The organism is Cronobacter sp. 153480017-3 (genome assembly GCF_053627815.1).
Window position 1 is genome coordinate 42,775 of the sequence record NZ_JBSEYN010000003.1, and the last position, 21,391, is coordinate 64,165.

Sequence of the window (21,391 nt, forward strand, 5' to 3'; positions counted from 1 at the left end):
CATTAATGGACACTTATGGGTTACCCCTTACCAGACAGGGCGGCAGCGGGGAGGGTTAATTTACAGAAACGTTATGAAATACCTTTAAAAAAGACTAAAAACAGCGACTTAACGCAAAACGAAGCGGTTTATGTGTACAAAACCTTATCAAAATGTATAAGCAACGCGGTGCGGTTTGGCAAAGAAATGATAAAAAAAAGAGGGCTTGCAGAATAAAAAATGTGGTCTACCTCGCTTAATTAATTGCTAAGTATTGGAATTTTAAAAAAAGTCCACACCCGTTATTAGTGCAAAATAAAATCATCCAAAATGAATTAATCATTCCGTTCTTAAATAAACGTAAAAATATATCGTGTTTTCTATTTTCTTTATTTGCTTGGAAATCCAGGGGGTATTTAACATGATGCGCTTATACATAACGACTCTTTGTGTAGCGGCTTCTCGCTTTTTGCAACTACCGGAGACCTCAGCGATAAGGCCAAAAATGCAGCAGTCAGAAGGCGAAACGATATGGACTGGTCACGCACGGGTAAACTCTGTTATACTTAGCGTTACACTTTTGGGGCTGATTCTGGATTCGACGGGATTCGCGAAACCCAAGGTGCATGCCGAGGGGCGGTTGGCCTCGTAAAAAGCCGCAAAAAAATAGTCGCAAACGACGAAAACTACGCTTTAGCAGCTTAATAACCTGCTTAGAGCCCTCTCTCCCTAGCCTCCGCTCTTAGGACGGGGATCAAGAGAGGTCAAACCCAAAAGAGATCGCGTGGATGCCCTGCCTGGGGTTGAAACGTTAAAACTAATCAGGCTAGTCTGGTAGTGGCGTGTCCGTCCGCAGCTGCCAGGCGAATGTAAAGACCGGACTAAGCATGTAGTACCGAGGATGTAGGAATTTCGGACGCGGGTTCAACTCCCGCCAGCTCCACCACTTTTTAGTTGTTTGAAGTATACTGAAGTCTACTAAGCCCGCATGGAACCAGCCTTGCGGGCTTTTTTACGTCTACAGAAGTCTACTGAGATTTGCTAGAAGCTACTCGTTATGGCACCCTTTTTGGGACCCAACGCAAAGGGTCCCAAAATCGAGGGTCCTAAAATGGCAAAGATCGCTAAGAAACTTACTGACACTGAAATCAAAAATACCAAGCCAGCAGAAAAGGAGATCAACCTTTTTGATGGTGACGGCCTGATGCTACGAATCGCCCCTCTCTCTGTAGGAGGCAAGAAAAACTGGTATTTCAGGTATGCTGTGCCAGTAACCAAAAAGCGAACCAAGATGAGCTTAGGAACCTACCCTCATCTCACACTTGCCAAGGCACGGGCTTTACGTGATGAATACCTGTCATTGCTTGCAAACGGTATTGATCCGCAGATTCACAACAACGATAAAGCCAATGCCCTTAAGGATGCCACTGAACACACGCTACAAGCGGTTGCTAGGAAATGGTTAGATGAAAAGGTTAAGACCTCTGGTATCTCTCCAGACCACGCAGAAGACATCTGGCGAAGCCTTGAACGAAATATTTTCCCCGGTTTAGGCAACGTTCCTATCAAAGAGATCCGTCCCAAGCTCTTAAAACAGCACCTTGACCCCATAGAACAACGAGGCGTATTGGAAACCCTACGCCGTATCATTTCACGTCTAAATGAAATTTTCCGTTGGGCTGCGACAGAAGAACTTATTGAGTTTAATCCTGCTGACAATCTCGGCCAGAGATTCAGCAAACCCAAGAAGCAAAATATGCCAGCTTTACCACCAGATGATTTACCCCGATTCTTAATTGCTCTATCTAACGCTTCTATACGGCTCGAAACACGTCTTCTAATTGAGTGGCAACTCCTTACGTGGGTTCGTCCGGGAGAAGCTGTCCGTGCTCGGTGGAGTGATATAGGCGAAGATAATCGATTCTGGAACATCCCCGGTGAGTTTATGAAGATGAAGCGCCCTCACAAGATTCCACTGAGCAAAGAAGCTATGCGCATCCTTGAGTTAATCAAACCAATCAGTGGTCATAGAGAGTGGATTTTCCCAAGTATCAAAGCCCCGCTTAACCATATGCATGAGCAAACAGCTAACGCAGCGATTATCCGTATGGGCTTCGGTGGCGAACTGGTAGCTCACGGGATGCGTTCTATAGCAAGAACGGCTGCAGAAGAAAGTGGTAAATTTAGGACAGAGGTGCTTGAATCAGCCTTAGCTCATACTAAGAACAACGAAATCATAGCTGCCTACAATCGTTCCGAGTATCTTTCTGAAAGAACAGAGCTGATGCAGTGGTGGGGTGATTACGTTCAAGCGCAGAAGCGTAGAGCTATGGCGGCATGAGAGTAGATTGATGATGGCAACAACAATTGCGCTTTATTTTTATGCAGTACATAATTTTACAATAGAAAGTGTTTTCTGCTTTCCTCTTGCAACGTTGTTATGGCTCAAAATTCAAGCAATGCTTTTAGGTCCATAGCTATGTTATTGCTTGAATATGGTCTTATATAACAAGAGGAAATTATACGAAGAGCAAGATTGAGGTGCCCGATGAACGCTGGAGAGATTGGAACTGAAGCCGGACGTATTTTTGAATACAACTTACCAAGCCATTGGATTTTCCGAAGTCAAGAAGATCAAAATGATTTTGGTATTGACGGAGAAATTGAACTCAAAGATGGTAATGGCAGAGCTCTTGGGAAAGAGAGTGTTTTCAAAGTCCAGATAAAAGGTGAAGAGAATTCTACATACATTAATGACAATACCAAACTATCCTTCACGATCAAGATTGAGCGTCTGAGATACTATTTTGAATTTAAAGTACCCGTTATTTTAGTTGTTGTCGAAATTTCATCTGAAAAAATACTTTGGCTTCCCATAACAAATAATGAAGATTTACAAATCAAAGTAGCAGCCTCTAATGAAAATGAAACAATTCAAATTCACATCCCTATTGAAAATACTATAAGCAGAAAGAAAATTGCCTTATCAGAGAAGATGTTAGATGCAGTGACTGATTGTTGGGAATATTTAAACATTAAAGGATTAAAAGATTCAGTTAACAGATACCCCGTTATTAGCCCTTCATCACTTAATAAAAAAATAGAAGATATAGGTGAAGCATTATACAAAGCATATCATCAACAATTAAATAATCTCTTAATAGATAAAGAGTACGATGCTGTTTTTAGACGTTCTTCAGAGATTTGCACTTCAGCTATAGTCCCTGTTAAAGACAGGTTTATTTCTATGTTGTATTACTGGAAAGCATTTCAAATATCTCCATTCACAAAAGTAAGGAGAGAAATATATGAAGAAAACTTCAAGATATGCTATTATTTAATAAATTTTGCACGTGAGGAAAAAAATCGAACTCATAGATTAATTGCGTTAGGAAAAGCTCGACGAGCAAAATTCAAGGCTCAACTTGACCAACTTCATGCGATACATCACTCAGTAAATAATTTTGAAGGAAACTCTTTAGAGCATTATATTTTCAATAATCAGACTCAAGTATTATATAGGGATTGTTGCTTATCATTACAGAAAATAATTTATTTATGTAATCGTATGACGAGGGATGAGCAGTATCATATACTCTCAGAACTTTTTGTAGAGATCTACGCGTCAATATTAATATTCAAGGGAGTCCATAAAGCACGCGGTTCTAAGGAAACGATTGATTTTCTGGATGATTGGTATGAAAAAATGGCATTGTTAGTAATGACATACTGTGTAATATCGCAAGATTTAGAAAAAATCGAAAAATTATATCTTCTTACTGCCACTTTACTTAAAGAAAATCCTAAAGCGACTCAATCTCATCGAGAGATAATTCTTTCAACTTTTCCTGATTTCGATGAAGTTTTAACAAAAATAGAACAACACGTTGCCAACGCTGACGATCATAAAGATTTTTACGATCTAACGATTGAAGAACAAAAAGCATATTTCTTAAGTATGGCAAAAAACCTCGGAATAGACCCAGATGATCCACAAGGGGAACACTATGAATTTATTAAAATTGGATTTGCCAATTATGACCCCACAAATATAATGAAAAACTGTGAGCATTTATTTGTCCACTACCGTCCCGGAGGAATATTTGCCCAATCATTGAGAATGCACTCTCTCGGTGGGATGCATCTCTTAATCTGCTTAAAACACGGACATGCACAAGGAACAGGAAATTTATTAAGTCAATTATATGACAATACTGGCAGTTATGATTTTGGTAATAGCTTCAAACAATCAAATTGTGATAAATGCACGGATTGTAAACCCAGAGAGGACAGTTGGCTATGGAGTCTCAAATGGTATTCAAAAGAAGTCGAACGTCATAAAACTCTTCTTGAGAAGTATAGATTTTAATTATCTACCAATGTTTAGATTTCAGATTAAGTGGCTGTCTGACATAGGCCACTTAAAATCCATTTCCCTACTTTAATACTCATAAAAATCAAATAATATCTCTTTTATCTTGGTTTGAAAATTTTGCGTTCAATAATCTGCTCATCTTCTTGTTGTGATGATTTTAATATCTCAACATTCATTCTTGATTTCAACTTCGATTTAAATCTAATTTCATTTTCAGCTAAATAAGCTGGATTTTTCTTTATTTCCTCATAAATAGTTTTCTCTTTATTCTTTGTCTGAATAACTGATTTTTTAATACCTAAACGATCTCTTATTTCTTCGATCTTAGTTGCTCTACTATTGATTTCGCCACGGATTTTGAGTCTAAATTTATTTGTGGCTGCGTTGGCTGTTTCTGCATGATAAAGTATCCTACGGATAGAACTGCCGCTAAATGTATTGCTCCCACGATCAAAGCTACTTTTAGTATAAGTTTTGATTGATTTTTTATTGTATTGTTTTTTAACTCTGTCGAGTATTTGTGTAGCTTTTTGTGTTGTTCTTCTAACTTTAGTGCTTGTTGGTCTATTATATTTTTCGCTGAATTTAAAGCTGTTGTGGTTGCTTCTAATGAGTTGTTCACTCTTGTTAGTGTCTGTTGTGTCTGGTTTAATGCTGTGCTGACTGATTCCGATAATATCATCATAGATTCCGTCAACGGCTCTACTGTCATTGACACTTGGTTCAACAAGTGATCGTCCAATACTATTTTCGTCATCTGTTTTTCTTGCTGCGAATCTTCTAATGAGTTCATCATCTCTATTTTTGTCATATTTCACCCTGCCTTTAATAGTGTTCCAACTAAATTTTTTACCAAGAGATGATCCCTTGAAGAAAATATTTTTTTCATCATTTTTGATACCAAACGACACCCCGGCAATGTTGCCAGTGCTTGCAACGTTGAAGGCCGGATCGATGCCTACAGCCTGCAGTCTATCTATGAACGTCGGCAAGTCTGGCTTGTCTGTCATAGCTGCATGCAATGCGTTCTGTAGCACTATACGAGCTGGTTTCTCACCTTTGCGTAGGGCTTGCTCGATCTCGTTCTTTGTTGGTACTGATACGTCTGATTTTTGACCTTTTAGACCCTGTGTGATGGTTAAGCCGTGCTTTACTTCTAAACGTTCACAAGCTGCTATTGTATTAAATGCTGAGTGCTGACCGTACCATACAGAACCGTCTAAACCTATGCGGTTGGCTACTATATGGATATGGTCTTGATCTGTATCTTTATGACGCACACAAATATATTGATGTTTGTCTATATCGATATTCATTTTTTTCAAGTAGTCTTTTGCTATCTCTTGCCATTTTTCATCCGTTAAATGATCACCTTTCGGAAGAGATAAAAAAGCGTGAAACACTGGTTTTTTTATATCTTGTCTAAAGCTGCTTACAGTTTTAAACTCATCAGTTAGATCACTAACGTTATTTTTATCTGCTGACATATTGCTACAAATAAAACTGTGATCATCTTTTAATATGTAATCAACTCTATTTTTAAATGACTTTCCAGTCTTAGCTACGTTTCCTTTCATATATATCCAAGATCCTTATTTATCTCTATTATCCTTCTACTGGTTTGCTTTATATTAAAATTAAGCTTATCAACTTCATTTTTATCAAAACACTCATTGCTATTTAACTTTTTAACAGCCTGATTTATATTGTTTCCTATAGCCGAAAGTTGTATATAAGTTTTCTGATTTACTTCAGGCATTTTTCTTTTTATCACTGGTTCAGAGTTTAAAATCTCTTTTCTAATGTAATGTCCTCTTTCAAGACCGGATGCCTCAACGAGTTCTTTTAAATAGTCAAACTCTGCTTTGTTTACTCTAAACTGTATAGATATATCTCTGCGTTCTTCGTGATTTAATTCTATACGTCCTCTTTTTCTATCTGTATCCATATATTAAACACCTGTAAACATAAACATATAATCCCTTATTGCTTTTATATAGTCTTCATCATTTTCATCAATCAACGCTTTCAGAAGATCATCACCTTTATTTTCTTGTATATATCTACGAGCCACAAAATAACATAAATTCTGCTCATCAATATTTATTTCAAGGAACGGTATATCTTTATCTTTCTCTATGAAATAAAAAACTCGTGCTAATAAGTCCAACTTCATTTCTGAACTAATTTTTTTCTCTATGTCATCATCAATCATATCCTATGATTCCTCTTGTATTTAATCAGTGCTTTTTTATCTATTATTTTTCTAACATCTGATATTGATTGTTTCATTTCGCTTGAAGAGTCTTTTTTCCCCATACAGCTCCTAATCATAAAACCGCCAAGAACAATACAAAGTATTACCATTACTACAGACATAAACATCATATTTATTTCTCCTATATTTATAATATCCAATGTAAAACTACCGGATTTTACCGCCTCCCCTTTGATAAGGGGAATAGGCGGAAGGGTAGATCTTTTCAACCCTCCGAACGAAGTGAGAGGGGGCCAATCGAAGATTGGGGTAAAATAGCGGATACGCTATTACACCTTGCCTCAGTTTCCGAGAAATGAAAAAACAAAGCTGAACTACACCTATATTTAAATAAATAACCGATATAAAAAGTTTGTCAATATAGCGGCTACATAAAAAATACACTGCACAACAAATAAAATGCAATAAAAGATAGTATAAATAATATATTGTCTTTCTGATAGCTGTGCGTAAAATTTGCAGCAGGGTCAAATCGTCAAGTAATAGATCGCGGGGTCCCGCTGACGGATTTTATGTCAGTGGGTTCCGATTTATTACTTGATGACGCAATGAAGGAAATAAACTTTATATAGGTGATGGTTCGCACTGCGAGCCATCACCTTGAAAGACAGGGCAGTTTTACATTCTTCGTCTAAAAGAAATTCGTTCAGAGAAAGCTAACTTGCTAATAATAAATCCAAAAATACCAATGAAAAACAAACTTATATTAAATGCAACTATCCCGGCACTCAGCCCGATCAAAATCGACACTATTAAAGTGCCAAATATTATTAAAGAGACACACCATCCCGGAGGAGCACCGTATAGTATAGTTGCTTGACATCCAGTGCATACTTGAACACCTTTCTGACTTTCTTTTAGGCAGTATGGGCATTGAATGGTATTATTTTCCATTTCCTAATCCTCTAATCTTTCTTAAAAACTGCACCTTGGTAAACCACACCGCCTTTGACTTTTTCTATTTTAAAAGTCCAAGAACCGAGGTCTTTGTTTTGAGTCCGTGCAATATAAACGGGTTTCTGGGTTTCATCCCAGCTTTTAACTGTAAAAACGCCATCTCGAAACTTGATCACGTCTTTCTGAATCTCAAGTCTGACGCCATATTGGGCGTTAACGTATTTGCCATAGATACCGTCGTTCCCACATCCAGATAACAGTGCAGCAAGACCAGCCGCGACTAATATTTTCCGCATAGTGTTTTTCCCTTATTAATGGCTAATAGTGCCGTTGCGAAGAACAATAAGACGAACCGGCATATCCGCGTTGTTAACTGTAGCGAACCCACGGACTTCGAAGTTGTTTATGGTCCCGCTGACGCTGACTTTCTGACCTTTCTTATAGGTAAGAACAGCATCATCAAGACCAGAGTAGTAATCCAACCAGACCATACCGCCGCAGTAGTTTGTATCTGCTGTTTTGAATAGCAGGTAATAGTTTGGTACCTCTTTGGGCATGCCCGTCATCATATCGCTTGCACTTCTGCCCTTCGTAACTTCAAGAACAGCCGCGTTAGTAATCGAGAGCCGTTTACCCGTCCATTTTTTTTCTGCTGACATTGCATTTTCTTCATAGTCTTTGCAGATAGCACCGAGACCAGACACTGATAATGCAGGGCCAATGGTTGGAGTGGTGTTTGTTTCACCGAGTGCTTTGCCTACTGATGATAATGAAGAACTTATTGCGCCATTAACTTTATTCACGCTGTCGTTGAGCTGCTGGCATCCTGTCAGAGCAAAAGAAGACATTAGAAATGACATCAATATCTGAAATTTCATATACTTACCCAATGAGTTGAAACCTTTTGTCAAAGAAAGCCCTACCCATAGGTTGGTATCTCAGGGCTGTAAAAAAAACATTAATCGGTTGATAGAATTCAATTTATTTGTCTCTACGTCATATCGTTTGTACCGATCGAAAAAATACATGTTGATAGCCAATACCAATCATAAATAACCTATCGATCGATATAAACAATTAAAAACGATCGATAAAAGCCTTTTAATCGCTAAAACCTATCAAATATATATTATCGATCTGCAATATCGATCAATTAGTGAAAGCTGGAGCCTGATATTCAATACAGAAGGAAATATTCTATGGCGGGCTATCTGGCAAAACGAATACTCTAATATATTGTTGAGAGGATTTTTCTGCTTACTTTATAAGTCTTCGCCCTAATGAACTTATATGTAAATATTTTTCTTCGTTGTTTTTATTAGTGAAACAGAACGTAAAGCACTGGTGACTCATATGTCATATGACTACCTGATAGATATTTATAACCAAATATACCATAATATCTGATATGGTTATTTAGTCACTTGACAAAAAATACAAATGCATTATTTATTACATAGTGGAGTAATAAAGACCAATACTCTTTGAATAGAAAAAAATAAAGCTCCCGTTTTATCCAGCCGAACAACTAATAAAAACGAATGTTTACTATAAGGGCAAATAAATGTATTTAAAACAAAATGTATATAATATAGATAAATTCAAAAGTCAAATACAGAAGTATGCTTTAAGCACAGATGATTTTAATGATGGAGTGTACCGAGTTCCGAAAGAAAAAGCATTATTGAAAAAGTATATAGGGTTTAATAATAGGTTTTTTGTAAATGGCTTGGTTTTCGATATAGATAATGAGAAAGGTGCGATCGCGTGGGACTTTGCTGATTTGCCCCGACCAAATACAATCATACAGAACACAAGAAATGGTCATGCACATTTGCTCTATGCTTTAAAAAATCCGGTATTAAAAATAGACTCTGCAAGAATGAGGCCACTAAGATTAGCATCTATTGTTCAATGTGGATTTACCGAAAGATTGGATGCTGACAGAGCCTATGCAGATATTTTAATGAAAAATCCATTAAACGAAGCGGAGTGGCGTACTATTTGGACGGGGACCGAGGCATATGACTTGGATTATTTGGCTGAGTTTGTCCCCGATACTATAACACCTAAAAATAAAAAGCAAAGCCCGGCTTATGGTTTAGGACGTAATGTCAATCTATTTGAAGACTTGAGAGTAGTAGCATATAGAGATGTTCTAAAATATAAAGCGAATAAAGAATATTATGATTTTTATAATGCAATGTTCTCAACAGCCATCCTGTTAAACAAACATACCAACACAGACAATCCTTTATTAAACAATGAAATAAGGCAGATTTGCTCTAGCATATGCAAGTGGACTTGGAAAAACTTTTCGAAAGAACAGTTTTCTGTTATTCAATCAATACGTGGTAAGAAATCAAAGAAAACAAAGGAAAAGATAAGATTAGCAAAAGCATTGGAGATATTATTATGATAATCAATGGAAAAAAGATAAAAGCAAAAGATTTAGCGAAAACCGCAGGAGTATCTCGTTCAACGGTTATTAAATACTATGGTATTACTCGAGAGGATTATGAAAGTCAAGCAGAGGAAAAACGTCTCACCGCGTTTAATTTAAGATCATCAGGCTTGAAATGGAAAGAGGTAGCAGAAAAAATGAATACAACTGAAAATAGCGCTGTTGCATATTACAGGAGATATTTATCTTTTCAAAAAACATAAGCCGCTTTTAGCTTATGTTTTCTTTCATTATAAGCATTTCCCATACCAATATTCAAAAATGTTAGATAATCAACCTTAAGCTTCAACAACCAACTTATACTTACTAAACATAGCACAACATTTTAATGCTCATTGTGTTTCATTATCACCATTTCTGAATATATCTATAACTTTATAAAAAAATTCATTTTTATTTTCATATTAAGCAATCAATCACTTACTGAATGTAATATTCCACGATTATATCAAAATGCTACTAATCAAGTATATCAACCTTTTTCTGACACTGTTCTATCTGAGTTTTCATATAACACTCCTATTTTATTTTTATTTATATCAAATCACGCAACTTTATTTCTGGATAAATAAATCATTTGGTCAATCCACTCATCAACCTCACTTTCTACGAACCTGATTGCACGATCACCAGTTTTTATGGGGGCGGGGAATTGACCACGACTGATCAATCTATAAATCCAAGCTTTACTAAATCCGGTTCTTTCCAGTACTTCGGGTAAACGGATAAATCTTTTTCTTTCTGTCATACATTTCTCCATTGTTGTTTTGATGGATGTAGTATCTTCAGATCGCTTATGACGATCAACTCTCAAAAAGCACGAATTGATCAAGGAGTGGTGTTTTTTTCATACAGTCTTGTTAAAGATAGTTGTGAAAACAAGCCAACACAGGCTTAGAACGATTTTTGCAAAAAGTGCTATATTTTCCACCCTATCCAAGATTTTCAATAAACCCATATTTATCAGTAAGTTAAACTATTCCTTGTTAAATTCTATACTGCTCCACTTTATAAGCCTTGTTAAACCTTATAAAAGAATTAGAAATGATTTCGACAGAGGTAAAATGTTTACCATCTTACATATGGTAAACAGACTCTGGATTAGCAAGGCTATGTGTTCGCGAGTTCAACTCCTCAGCGTTGCAGTATCGAAGAGTTTAGCTCCAAAAAAATCTGTGCTTATGTCACTTTTAGGTCCCTTTATTGAACCCACAACAAAGGAAACGAAAAGAATAATATTTAAAATCATAATGATGAAAAATAAATAACAGAGACGCCAGCCCACCAAAATTCTCCATCGGTGATCACCAGAGTCATCCGATGAAGTCCTGAGAGCCCGCACGGCGCAAGCCCTGCGGGCTTTTTTGTGCCCTCAATTTGTCCCGCGAAGTCCGAAGAGAACTAATTAAATCCGAACCTTTTAGGCACCTTATACAAAAGGGGACGAGGATCCCCTTTTGTAAGTAAATCTAAATCGTCCAGCTGTTAGAGACGACCTCAGCTTGTTTGAGAATCAACTCTACAGCATGAGGTGTTTTATCTGGTGGATACTTATACTTACGCAACGTTTGCCGAACGAGGATACGCAGTCTGGCTCGTACGCTTTCACGCACTTGCCAGTCCACCGTTGTTGACTGGCGTAATTTCAATGTAACTTCTACGGCCAGTTTCTTAAGGACATCATCCCCAAGCTCCCGTACAGCACTTTCGTTTTCAGCCAGAGCATCATAAAACGCAATTTCGTCAGGATTGAGCCCCAGCGCCTCATCCCGCGCCATCGCCTCCTGAAAGGACTTTGCCATCGCAATCAGCTCTTCAATCACCTGTGCCGTTTCAATCGCGCGGTTATTATATTTGAGCAACACTGCTTTCAGACGGTCGGAATACTTCTTCTGCTGCACGACGTTATTGCCGGAACGGGCATGAATTCCGTCATTAAGCAGCTTTTCCAGAAGTTCTACCGCCAGGTTTCGCTGCGGCATTTCCCGCACCTCTTCCAGAAACTCATCGGACAACAAGCCAATATTAGGTTTATCTAACCCGATCAAGGCAAACAAATCCTCTACACCGGTTGCGACAACGGCGTTATCAAGAATTTTACTTAACAGGGAGTTTTTCTCCGACTGGCTAAACTTTGCTGCCGGATTCAGTTTCAGAAGCGCCACTCGGATTGCAGAAAGAAAGGCAAACTCTTCTTGCAGTGGTTTCGCCTCATCCAGTGTATTACAAAGCGACCATGCTTTAGTCATTGCCAGCGAGACATCAAGGTAGCGTTTTTTACCTTCATCCAGTCCCAAAATATAGTTCACAGCGTCACGCAAGAAGGCCAAAGGATCGCGAGAGAAGCCCTCGTATTTAAAACCTGGTTTTCCTGCTGAGGGGGAAAACATGCCATGGATGATATCGATTTTTTCCAGCAATACCGCAAACGCTTCTCTGGCATCCACTGTCGTCTGGCCTTTGCCTTTTGAATCAGTATAAGTTTTCAGCGCCTGCTTAAGCTCATTCGCAATGCCGATATAGTCCACCACCAGTCCACCAGGCTTATCCCTAAATACGCGGTTAACACGAGCAATCGCCTGCATTAAATTATGTCCACGCATCGGTTTGTCGATATACATGGTGTGACAACAAGGGGCATCAAACCCGGTCAACCACATATCACGCACAATCACCAGCTTTAGCGGATCGTTCAAATCTTTAAAGCGAGATTCAAGGCGCTTTTTGGTCTGTTTGTTATAGATATGCGGCTGGAGAACATTATTATCCGATGCAGAGCCGGTCATAATGACTTTTATCGCGCCCTTTTCAACATGCTCGCTGTGCCAGTCCGGGCGGATTGCCACGATAGCATCATAAAGCTTGACGCAAATATCGCGACTCATGGCGACAATCATCGCTTTGCCGGTCATAGCTGCATTGCGCATTTCAAAATGTTGAACCAGGTCAGCAGCGACCTGCTGAATCCGCGGCGCTGAACCTACCAGCTTTTCCAGACGGCTCCAGTCGCCTTTCGTTTTCTCTTGCTGACCTGTCTCTTCATCCTCTACCAACTCATCGACCTGCTCCGAAAGCGCTTCAAGCTCCTCATGATTCAGATCGAGTTTTGCCAGGCGTGATTCATAGTAGATAGGCACCGTAGCGCCATCATCCACGGCATCCTGAATGTCGTAGATAGAGACATAATCACCAAATACAGCGCGGGTATCTTTATCTTCCGAGGCAATTGGCGTTCCGGTAAACCCCATAAACGAGGCATTCGGCAGCGCATCGCGCATATGTTTTGCGTAGCCATATTTATAAAGGCCGGTTTCACGGTCCAGCGTGGCGCTCAGGCCGTACTGGCTGCGATGTGCTTCATCAGAAATTACCACGATATTGCTGCGTTGATTGAGCGCTGGATGGCTCTGCTCACTGTCCAGCGGAGCAAACTTCTGCACGGTGGTAAAAATGATGCCGCCAGATTCGCGGGCATTCAGCAACTCGCGCAATTCCTCGCGGTCATTGGCCTGTAATGGCGTCTGCTTGAGTAAGTCCTGCGCCTGACAAAAAGTGGCATAGAGCTGCCCGTCGAGGTCGTTCCGGTCGGTTACCACCACAATGGTCGGGTTGTTCATCTCCGCCTGTTGCAGCAGCTTCCCGGCATAGCAACACATGGAGATGCTTTTGCCGGAGCCCTGGGTGTGCCACACCACCCCCGCTTTTTTGCTACCGGGGGTAATGTTACTGCGCAGCGGCAGATGTTTGCCAGTAGACGCCACAATCGTAGCTGCGACGGCTTCACGCACGGCGTGGAACTGATGATAAGCGGCTATTTTCTTGATGAGTCGTTTGCCATCATTTTCAAACAGAACAAAGTAGCGAATATAGTCGAGCAATAACTCGCGATTAAAAAAGCCCTGAACGACGGTTTTTAACTGCCAGTCAAATTGTGGCTTATCGTCTTCATTGGAAATGGTTTTCCATGGCAGGAAACGTTCTTCATCTGCGGTCAGGGAACCAATGCGTGCATTCTGCCCGTCGCTTATCACCAGCGCTTCGTTGCAGATAAACAGATCGCTGAGTTCGTTTTTATAGGTCTGCAACTGGTTAAATGCGGCCCAGATATCAGCATTGGCATCAATGGGGCTTTTCAGCTCGATTACCGCCACGGGCAGGCCGTTGATATAGCCAATCACATCCGGGCGCCGTACCTGTTTTGTCCCCTGAATGGCAACCTGGTTGACCACCATAAAGCGGTTACTGGCTGGGTGGTTAAAATCCATCAGCAGCGCTTTATCATGAACGACTTTATCCTCACGCTTGTACTCAACCGGCACGCCATCGAGCAGCAAATGATGAAATGCTTTGTTGCTGACGACCAGATCCGGGCTTTGCGCATGGGCGACACGCAGTATCACCTCTTCCAGCACGGCAACAGGAAGATGGGGGTTGATGCTTTGTAGCTGTTCCAGCATGACCGGGCGCAGAAACACATCATGAAATGAAGCACGTAGCGGATTATCGCCATCCGGCGCAATGTCGGGCCCGTGCATCACTTCCCAGCCCTGTTCAGCAAACCATTTCAGGCATTGCTGTTCTAAATCGTCTTCGCTCAGCATCAGGCTTCCTCTGTCTCAGGTTCTTCTGTCTCATCCGGCGCGTTGGAAATCTCTTTGAGCGCCATATTCAGTGGGGCGATAAAGGGATCGAGCGCTTTTTCAAACGCCGTCAGGTTGACCAGCAGCCAGTCGATCATCTCGGGCCAGTTAGCTTCATCAAGGCTAATCGCAGGGCTGGCACAGGAAATCCGACACGATTTTTTACCTGGCAGAGGTTCCCACTTAAGCGCATGGCCAAACGCGTTTTCAATTGTCTCTTTGCGCTCATGCAGCCAGTTAAAAGCAAAGGTATTACTCTCTGCGGAGGCTTTGGCAATCCACAGCTCAACACGAATCTCTTTTTTACTGAAAATCAGGTTATACGACACGGCGCTAATGCCAGAGCCTGCACTAAGCCAATGATCAGTGGACGGGCTGATATTGTTATACAGAGTACAAGTGCTGACTTTGAGACACTCCAGCATCTTTGTCCAAAAGGCTTTACGCATCAATTGAACCGGTTTTACCCCGCCACTGACGGATTGCTCTTCCGCCTCTTTTTGCGCCATGCCGATCATGTAAGATTCAGCTTCCGGTGTGGGGATCACCTGGCGGATATCAACGAATACATCATCGTTGAATTTATAGGGTGTAACCTTAAAGCACTGCACCCGCAGACCAAACTGCATCAGCCACAGGGCGGTGTTGGTCACCTCTTTGCGAAAGCTGGCTGCGACCATGATGATTCGCTGTGTACGGCTCTGATTGATTAAAACTTCATCCAGCGTTTCATATTCGAGGAATTCAGCAAGCACCTCCGCAGCCGGACGGGTCTCTTCCGGCTCGTATTTGTCGAGATAGAGCTGAAAGATGTCGAGGATCTGTTCTTTGCGCAGATTGGCGCAATAACCGGCATATTTCAGCGCCTGCCACACCACATCACGCCCGGAGTCATCGAGTTTGTTCTCGATGATCACCAGGTTGCCTTTTTTATCCAGCGCCAGCAGATCGAGGCGCTCTTTGGTGTCGTCAAAACCGGCGAACTCTTTCTGGATGATCAGCAGTTCGTCGTCATTATCACGGGTTAGCGCCTGCGGATTTTTCGCCAGCCACTCCTGCAGGTGATAGCGCTCGGTAAAACCGAGGCTGCTGAAAGACACCTCCTGCAGTGAATGCAGGCTGTTGGTTGGCGTATCGACTTTATACATTTTCCGCCTCGCTTACCGTCTGCTCGGCTTCCAGCAGGGTGATTTCGCCAGAGAGGAGTTTGGGGAGAAGGGTGTCGCGGAGTTGGGTTAACAACATGATACTTTTGGTAATTGATAACTTTTGTTTCCATATCGGGGTAATAACATTATTAAAAGCTATCAATACACAGTCCGAAGGAAGGACAACCTCAAGCTCACCTAAGGATGTCAAACTAAGATTAGCCTGAACACCTTGGACAACTTTTGATTCAACTTCTTGTTGGATTCTCGGTGACTGCAAATTAAGCCTAACCAAATTAAGATGTGACGCACAATTCTTTAACCTGATAAATGCAATCGCTTGGTTGCAATTGCAAGCTAGCATATCACTTGCAACCACAGCCACTCGGCCAATAGTACCTGCTATTGAGAAAAGAATATCATTAGACTGAAGCACCGAGCGTTTTAAAACTATCTCATGGACGCGTTTCGATATTTTATCCAGATTGGAAAAATTGATTCGGCCATCATCATCAATATCTTTGACCTTTAAAAAATTAATATTTTGATTTTCTTCTGAGCTTAAATCCTTCTTGGCTGGAGTAGTTCCTTTCGACAGAGCAACAGACATTGATTTAATGTTTTTAATGTCCCAACCTTCTGGAATCTCCCCTAACTCACTCTCCTGCATCGCAGACGGAAACAGCTCTGCTGTGGTTTTTAACTCGACATATTGCTCAGGGTGTTCACGCTCAAAAACCGCCAGCGCATTAGCATCTTTCCCGGAAATCGCCGTCATGGCAGCAAGTGTCGCGTCTTCCTGCGAACCGCCCGCTTCCAGTACTGACATTTTGGCTTTTACCGGTTCAAAATCGACAAACCAGCTTTTGAACAGGGCTTGCGCCATTTGTTCGAGGGTTTGGTTTATAGCTTCATTATTAGCTAACTTATCCTGTAACCCCCATAAAATCTTAGCTTGATATGTTTGCTCTTCAAAAGTTGGTAGTTCAATCTCAAATGCATCCAAAATCTTTTTTGTTAAGAATTTTGTTGCAGTACCAACTGACATTGATTGTAATTCTGACGTAACATATTTTATTCTAAAATAAAGCCATTTCACATTGACTTCTGAATTATTCAAAGGAGTAATAACATATGTTCTTTGGTAAGCATTAAACTTACCATTGTGATATTTTACTGAAAACACCCCATTTGCGTTATTACCAGCTAATAATACTGCTTCGGTGTCAAAAGCATACGTATTTATCGAAAGTGTTACTGGCGAGCAAGTGAAAAAAGGATAACAACCATTATCTACTGCTGCATTCGAGTCGAGTTTACCTGTCTTAAATGAGAGGATTTCACATAGCTTTACTTTCCGAAACTTAGAACTCATACCCCAGCCCCCCCAGATTTGCCTTAATCTGCGCTTCCAGCTTCGCACTCTCTTCCAACTGGTCTTTCAGCAGCGCCGTCAGTCGCGCCATTTTCTCGGCAAAGGGTTCATCATCTTCGTCCTGCTCGGCGGCGCCCACATAGCGCCCAGGGGTCAGTACATAGTCGTTTTTCTGAATATCTTCCAGCGTTGCCGAGAAGCAGAACCCGGCTTCGTCTTCGTAATCTTTATCCGCCTGCCACTTATGGAAGGTGTCAGCAATCTTCGCGATATCCTCGCGGGTGAAATCACGCAGCACGCGATCTTTCATATAGCCAATCTGGCGGGCATCAATAAACAGCACTTCGCCTTTACGATGCGCTTTACCGTTGCCGCCAGATTTGTCTTTGGTCAGAAACCAGATGCAGGCCGGAATTTGGGTGTTGGTAAAGAGCTGGCCCGGTAACGCCACCATACACTCCACCAGATCGGCTTCGATCAGGTTGCGGCGGATCTCACCTTCGTTATTGGTGTTAGAGCTCATCGAGCCATTGGCCAGCAACAGTGCCATCGAACCTTTTGGCGCGAGGTGGTGGATCATATGCTGCATCCACGCAAAGTTGGCGTTGCCCTGCGGCGGTGTGCCGTACTTCCAGCGCACGTCGTTTTCGAGCTTCGCGCTCCACCACTCCTTCATGTTGAACGGCGGGTTAGCCATCACGAAGTCGGCGCGCAGATCCGGGTGCTGGTCGTCCAGCAGGGTGTCGGCGTTTTTAGTGCCGAAGTTGAAGTCGATGCCACGGATCGCCATGTTCATGGCTGCCAGACGCCAGGTGGTCGGGTTAGATTCCTGGCCGTAGACGGAGATCTTCTGCTTCTGTTCAGCGGCGTTGTAGTGCTTCTCGCCCGCATGCTCTTCAATAAAGCGATCGCTGGACACAAAGAACCCGCCGGAGCCCATCGCCGGGTCATACACGCGGCCGTTATAGGGTTGGAGCATTTCGACGATCAGGGTCACGATGCTTTTTGGCGTGTAGTACTGGCCGCCCTGTTTGCCTTCTGCCAGCGCGAACTGGCCGAGGAAATATTCGTAAACGTGACCGAGAATATCTTTGCTCTTAAGGCTCAGCTTCTCGCCGTTATATTCCGGGTTGCTGAAGTTGGCATCAGAGAAGGTATTAATCAGCCCGGTTAACACCTCGTTGCCCAGTTGATACTGACTGATACGGTTAAGAATGCCTTTCAGTTTGGGGTTGGTTTTTTCGATTTCATCCAGTGCGTTGTCCACCAGCCAGGAGACGGAACGCAGCTTCACATCCTGCCCGGTGGTTTCATCCACCCACAACACGGTGCCGGTTGGCAGCATGGCTTTGTTTTTCAGCGTTTCCCAGCGCGCGGCTTTCGGCACCCAGAAGACGTTCTTCTCGGTGTAGTAGTCTTCTACTTCGAGCTCATCCAGCAGCGCCTGCGCGTACTCTTCGTCACTACTGTAATCGTCGCGAGAAATCGCATAGATATTGTCAGGGTTGCCGACATCACGAAATAACGTCATCAGCTCTTGCTGGCGCGCCTCGAAGGCATCGGACACATACTTCAGAAAGATAAGCCCCAACACCACATGCTTGTAATTGGCGGCATCCATGTTGGCGCGCAGTTTATCTGCGGCCTTCCAGAATTTGTTATCCAGTTCGTTCAGGAACTGTTGTTCAGCGTTGTTCATGAAAATTCCTTGATAGCTCGCAGCGCTAAAGCAGTCATGCTCCAGCGCAAATTCAGGTTTGGAATCTGGTGCGCAAAATGATACCGGGAACGGTAATGATTACAAACGACACTGCGTAAAGAAATTTGCATTTGAGCGTCAAATGATAGGAAACTATCTTGCCATTCCTTTTGAGCCCCCTGCTTTCACCGTTCATCCCCTGAACGGACGGGGCTGTTTGTGAATTGTGGAACGGTACAACAATGACTATCTCAGCATACAAATTTTGGTTAAAGATAAACCAAGAATTGTCGATGGTAATTATGGGTGCTGGCTAATATATTCAACGGATAAAACTATGTCATGGCTTAATTCTTTCTTGCTGACGCTTACTTCAGTTCAACCTCATAACGTACCAATTACTGTTGGCATTCTTGTTGGCGTGGCCTTTGGTTGCTTTATTTACTTTTATTTGTTCAGAGCCATAAAAATTATTAACGGTCTGAAAAAATATACACACTCAATTAATAGCCTCGAAAACACCGCGCCAGTCGAGCAGCTTGATCATCTGCGAAACTTGTTCCAGAAGCCTGAATTCAGGCATGCGTGGAACGAATTCGAAGAATCGTTGCACCCTCAACGTGAGCTGGAAAACGGTGAAGAGACAATTGTTCGCGTTCGGGCCACAGCGCCAAGCGCCAGTTTCTTCTCTGAGCAGCAGCTTATTGATATTCCGCTGAACACCGAATTTTTTAAGCACTTACCCGGTATTCTGACCGGCATAGGTATTATCGGCACCTTCTATGGCCTGATGATAGGCCTCAATCATTTCGACCCCAGCACTCCAGAGCAAGTCTCCAGCAGCGTCAATAATCTGCTGCACGACGTGTTATACGCTTTCCTGGGGTCAGCCGCCGCCATTTTTGCTTCTATTGTAGTGACTTGGATTGAAAAGCTATCTATCGCCAAATGCTACAAATATCTGGAAAAGTTTACTGCTTCGCTCGACAAACTCTATATCAGCGGTGTGGGTGAGGAGTACCTCGCCTCGCTGGTGAAATCAAGCAATGACAGCGCGACACAAGCTCGTCATTTAAAAGAAAGCCTGGTCACCGATCTGCGCGATATGCTGCTGCATCTCACCGAGAGTCAAAAGGTTGAAAACGAACGACTGGCGAATACGCTAAGTGCTACCTATCGTGAATCCGGCATGCAGTTCGCCGATCAGGTCAGTGGTGCTATCGAAAATAGCCTGAAGTCTCCACTTGATAAAATTGCGGGTGCAGTTCAGACCGCCAGTGGCGATCAAAGCGGTATGGTGCAGAACATGCTGCAGGATGTGTTGACGGCGTTTATGGCGAAGCTCGATACCACATTTGGTCAGCAATTTACGAACCTCAACGACATGATGGGACAAACCGTTGGCGCGATCCAAACGATGCAAAGTGGTTTCTCTGCTTTGTTACAGGACATGCGTCAGGTCAGCGACGATTCCCGTCAGGGGAGCGCGCAGTTAATTGAACAATTGTTAGCTGAAATGAAATCCGGTCAGCAAGCCATGCAGGCAGGCATGAACGATATGCTTACCAGCCTGCAGGCATCGGTCGCCAGAATCGGCGCCGAAGGCGAAGGCGCAGGTGAGCGTATGGCTCGACAGCTTGAAAAAATGTTCGCTGACAGTGAAGCCCGTGAAAAGGCTCAAGCTGAACATATGGCTGCCTTTATCGAAGCCATTCAGAATTCAGTGCAGCAAGGGCAAAGCGCCACAATGGAAAAAATGGCGTCCTCCGTTGAGGCACTTGGCGAACAGCTTGGCGGTCTGTTTAGTCAGATGGACAAAGGCCAACAACAGATATCTGCACATCAGCAAGCAAATCAGCAGTCGCTGCACGAACAGACACAGCGCGTCATGGGTGAGGTTGATGATCAGATTAAACAGTTGATCGACACCGTTTCGCAGCAACATAAGAGCACCACTGAAACGCTGCGCCAGCTTGCGGAACAAACCAACCGACAAATTCAGGATATGCAACACGGCGCAGACAAAATGCGAGTGGCGGCTGAACGTTTCGAAGAGGCAGGTGATCGCGTATCGCAAGCCAACCACATTACCGTTGAGGTCCTGAATAAAGCGCAATCGGCAGGTTCAACCCTTTCCGGCGCTACCAGCGAGCTTACTTCTGTCGTGGCAGATTATCGTAACAATCGCGAAGCCATTAGCAAATCTATCGCCATGCTCGAGCTGCTCGCTGCCAATACACAATCTGAACAAACCACCCGTAGTCAGTTTATTGCCGATCTTAAGCAACATGGCGAGCGTTTACAGAGCTATAACCGGGAAGCGCAGACCTTTATGGATAACGTCAGTGATGTACTCGGCAAAGGTTTTGAAGACTTCGCTGAAGGCGTATCACGTAGTCTGGACAAGACGCTTGGCAAGCTGGACGTTGAAATGGCGAAAGCTTCCACTTTGCTTGCAGGCGCTGTTGAACAAGTCGGAGAAAGCATCAGCGAGCTTGATGATGTCCTGTCCCGCGTTCGTGTCTGAGAGGGAACA

The 21,391-nt window shown here is 42.6% G+C and carries 17 protein-coding genes and 1 other RNA gene; 7 read left to right on the top strand and 11 right to left on the bottom strand.

Annotation, left to right across the window (positions count from 1 at the left end; all coding sequences use genetic code 11):
* The first annotated feature begins 15 nt into the window (after positions 1 to 15).
* From ACUW6V_RS08050 to ACUW6V_RS08065, 4 genes are all read left to right on the top strand, one after another.
* On the top strand, positions 16 to 216 hold the full coding sequence (locus ACUW6V_RS08050) for a hypothetical protein (protein WP_007850235.1): 201 nt from the start codon (positions 16 to 18) through the stop codon (positions 214 to 216).
* A 345-nt stretch (positions 217 to 561) separates the two neighbouring features.
* Positions 562 to 925, top strand: a transfer-messenger RNA (tmRNA) gene (ssrA, locus tag ACUW6V_RS08055).
* A 165-nt stretch (positions 926 to 1,090) separates the two neighbouring features.
* The gene (locus ACUW6V_RS08060) at positions 1,091 to 2,320 is read left to right on the top strand and encodes an integrase domain-containing protein (protein ID WP_428858510.1); all 1,230 of its coding nucleotides are present in this window, start codon (positions 1,091 to 1,093) and stop codon (positions 2,318 to 2,320) included.
* A 207-nt stretch (positions 2,321 to 2,527) separates the two neighbouring features.
* Positions 2,528 to 4,348, top strand: coding sequence for a DUF4365 domain-containing protein (locus ACUW6V_RS08065; RefSeq protein ID WP_038624629.1), 1,821 nt, complete (start codon positions 2,528 to 2,530; stop codon positions 4,346 to 4,348).
* A gap of 104 nt (positions 4,349 to 4,452) precedes the next feature.
* Here the strand turns inward: ACUW6V_RS08065 and ACUW6V_RS08070 are convergent, their stop codons facing one another.
* From ACUW6V_RS08070 to ACUW6V_RS08095, 6 genes are all read right to left on the bottom strand, one after another.
* The gene (locus ACUW6V_RS08070) at positions 4,453 to 5,931 is read right to left on the bottom strand and encodes a relaxase/mobilization nuclease domain-containing protein (RefSeq protein WP_454038225.1); all 1,479 of its coding nucleotides are present in this window, start codon (positions 5,929 to 5,931) and stop codon (positions 4,453 to 4,455) included.
* Entirely contained in the window at positions 5,928 to 6,302 is a 375-nt protein-coding gene (locus ACUW6V_RS08075) for a plasmid mobilization protein (RefSeq protein ID WP_428858507.1), read from the bottom strand. The genes ACUW6V_RS08070 and ACUW6V_RS08075 overlap by 4 nt, the downstream gene beginning before the upstream one ends.
* Before the next feature lie 3 nt (positions 6,303 to 6,305).
* Positions 6,306 to 6,569 carry a hypothetical protein gene (locus ACUW6V_RS08080; RefSeq protein ID WP_454038226.1) on the bottom strand — a complete coding sequence of 88 codons (264 nt, stop codon included), beginning with the start codon at positions 6,567 to 6,569 and terminating at the stop codon, positions 6,306 to 6,308.
* Positions 6,570 to 7,250: 681 nt separating this feature from the next.
* A complete protein-coding gene (locus ACUW6V_RS08085; protein WP_428858505.1) occupies positions 7,251 to 7,526 on the bottom strand; it encodes a hypothetical protein in 276 nt (91 codons plus the stop codon).
* Positions 7,527 to 7,537: 11 nt separating this feature from the next.
* Positions 7,538 to 7,825, bottom strand: a complete 288-nt coding sequence (locus tag ACUW6V_RS08090) for a lipoprotein (RefSeq protein WP_428858504.1) — start codon at positions 7,823 to 7,825, stop codon at positions 7,538 to 7,540.
* A 15-nt stretch (positions 7,826 to 7,840) separates the two neighbouring features.
* Positions 7,841 to 8,407 (bottom strand): hypothetical protein, encoded by a 567-nt coding sequence (locus tag ACUW6V_RS08095; protein ID WP_428858503.1) that lies wholly within the window; start codon positions 8,405 to 8,407, stop codon positions 7,841 to 7,843.
* Positions 8,408 to 9,093: 686 nt separating this feature from the next.
* On the opposite strand from ACUW6V_RS08095, the gene ACUW6V_RS08100 reads away from it, so the two are divergent.
* Positions 9,094 to 9,948: a replication initiation protein gene (locus ACUW6V_RS08100; RefSeq protein ID WP_428858502.1), complete on the top strand. Its 855-nt coding sequence runs from the start codon at positions 9,094 to 9,096 to the stop codon at positions 9,946 to 9,948.
* Positions 9,945 to 10,196, top strand: coding sequence for a plasmid replication protein (locus ACUW6V_RS08105; protein ID WP_428858501.1), 252 nt, complete (start codon positions 9,945 to 9,947; stop codon positions 10,194 to 10,196). The genes ACUW6V_RS08100 and ACUW6V_RS08105 overlap by 4 nt, the downstream gene beginning before the upstream one ends.
* Positions 10,197 to 10,537: 341 nt before the next feature.
* On the opposite strand, the gene ACUW6V_RS08110 is transcribed toward ACUW6V_RS08105, so the two are convergent.
* The 5 genes from ACUW6V_RS08110 to ACUW6V_RS08130 form a co-directional block, all read right to left on the bottom strand.
* A complete protein-coding gene (locus ACUW6V_RS08110; RefSeq protein ID WP_428858500.1) occupies positions 10,538 to 10,741 on the bottom strand; it encodes a helix-turn-helix transcriptional regulator in 204 nt (67 codons plus the stop codon).
* A gap of 721 nt (positions 10,742 to 11,462) precedes the next feature.
* Entirely contained in the window at positions 11,463 to 14,594 is a 3,132-nt protein-coding gene (locus ACUW6V_RS08115; RefSeq protein WP_454038227.1) for a type I restriction endonuclease subunit R, read from the bottom strand.
* The gene (locus ACUW6V_RS08120) at positions 14,594 to 15,781 is read right to left on the bottom strand and encodes a DUF4268 domain-containing protein (protein ID WP_454038228.1); all 1,188 of its coding nucleotides are present in this window, start codon (positions 15,779 to 15,781) and stop codon (positions 14,594 to 14,596) included. The genes ACUW6V_RS08115 and ACUW6V_RS08120 overlap by 1 nt, the downstream gene beginning before the upstream one ends.
* Complete coding sequence (locus tag ACUW6V_RS08125; RefSeq protein WP_454038229.1) at positions 15,774 to 17,156, bottom strand: restriction endonuclease subunit S; 1,383 nt, start codon at positions 17,154 to 17,156, stop codon at positions 15,774 to 15,776. Before ACUW6V_RS08125 ends, ACUW6V_RS08120 begins: the two co-directional genes overlap by 8 nt.
* Positions 17,146 to 18,855 (bottom strand): class I SAM-dependent DNA methyltransferase, encoded by a 1,710-nt coding sequence (locus tag ACUW6V_RS08130; RefSeq protein WP_454038230.1) that lies wholly within the window; start codon positions 18,853 to 18,855, stop codon positions 17,146 to 17,148. The genes ACUW6V_RS08125 and ACUW6V_RS08130 overlap by 11 nt, the downstream gene beginning before the upstream one ends.
* 337 nt (positions 18,856 to 19,192) lie before the next feature.
* Here ACUW6V_RS08130 and zorA1 point away from each other — a divergent pair, with 337 nt between their 5' ends.
* Positions 19,193 to 21,382, top strand: coding sequence for a type I Zorya anti-phage system protein ZorA1 (gene zorA1, locus ACUW6V_RS08135; RefSeq protein WP_038877412.1), 2,190 nt, complete (start codon positions 19,193 to 19,195; stop codon positions 21,380 to 21,382).
* Positions 21,383 to 21,391 lie beyond the last annotated feature (9 nt).

What these genes read in the sequence shown, in the direction of transcription:
- ACUW6V_RS08110 (WP_428858500.1), bottom strand. Translation starts at nt 10,741, where the DNA reads ATGACAGAAAGAAAAAGATTTATCCGTTTACCCGAAGTACTGGAAAGA.
- ACUW6V_RS08085 (WP_428858505.1), bottom strand. Translation starts at nt 7,526, where the DNA reads ATGGAAAATAATACCATTCAATGCCCATACTGCCTAAAAGAAAGTCAG.
- ACUW6V_RS08065 (WP_038624629.1), top strand. Translation starts at nt 2,528, where the DNA reads ATGAACGCTGGAGAGATTGGAACTGAAGCCGGACGTATTTTTGAATAC.
- ACUW6V_RS08095 (WP_428858503.1), bottom strand. Translation starts at nt 8,407, where the DNA reads ATGAAATTTCAGATATTGATGTCATTTCTAATGTCTTCTTTTGCTCTG.
- ACUW6V_RS08130 (WP_454038230.1), bottom strand. Translation starts at nt 18,855, where the DNA reads ATGAACAACGCTGAACAACAGTTCCTGAACGAACTGGATAACAAATTC.
- ACUW6V_RS08075 (WP_428858507.1), bottom strand. Translation starts at nt 6,302, where the DNA reads ATGGATACAGATAGAAAAAGAGGACGTATAGAATTAAATCACGAAGAA.
- ACUW6V_RS08070 (WP_454038225.1), bottom strand. Translation starts at nt 5,931, where the DNA reads ATGAAAGGAAACGTAGCTAAGACTGGAAAGTCATTTAAAAATAGAGTT.
- ACUW6V_RS08105 (WP_428858501.1), top strand. Translation starts at nt 9,945, where the DNA reads ATGATAATCAATGGAAAAAAGATAAAAGCAAAAGATTTAGCGAAAACC.
- ACUW6V_RS08050 (WP_007850235.1), top strand. Translation starts at nt 16, where the DNA reads ATGGGTTACCCCTTACCAGACAGGGCGGCAGCGGGGAGGGTTAATTTA.
- ACUW6V_RS08120 (WP_454038228.1), bottom strand. Translation starts at nt 15,781, where the DNA reads ATGTATAAAGTCGATACGCCAACCAACAGCCTGCATTCACTGCAGGAG.
- ACUW6V_RS08060 (WP_428858510.1), top strand. Translation starts at nt 1,091, where the DNA reads ATGGCAAAGATCGCTAAGAAACTTACTGACACTGAAATCAAAAATACC.
- zorA1 (WP_038877412.1), top strand. Translation starts at nt 19,193, where the DNA reads ATGTCATGGCTTAATTCTTTCTTGCTGACGCTTACTTCAGTTCAACCT.
- ACUW6V_RS08115 (WP_454038227.1), bottom strand. Translation starts at nt 14,594, where the DNA reads ATGCTGAGCGAAGACGATTTAGAACAGCAATGCCTGAAATGGTTTGCT.
- ACUW6V_RS08090 (WP_428858504.1), bottom strand. Translation starts at nt 7,825, where the DNA reads ATGCGGAAAATATTAGTCGCGGCTGGTCTTGCTGCACTGTTATCTGGA.
- ACUW6V_RS08080 (WP_454038226.1), bottom strand. Translation starts at nt 6,569, where the DNA reads ATGATTGATGATGACATAGAGAAAAAAATTAGTTCAGAAATGAAGTTG.
- ACUW6V_RS08125 (WP_454038229.1), bottom strand. Translation starts at nt 17,156, where the DNA reads ATGAGTTCTAAGTTTCGGAAAGTAAAGCTATGTGAAATCCTCTCATTT.
- ACUW6V_RS08100 (WP_428858502.1), top strand. Translation starts at nt 9,094, where the DNA reads ATGTATTTAAAACAAAATGTATATAATATAGATAAATTCAAAAGTCAA.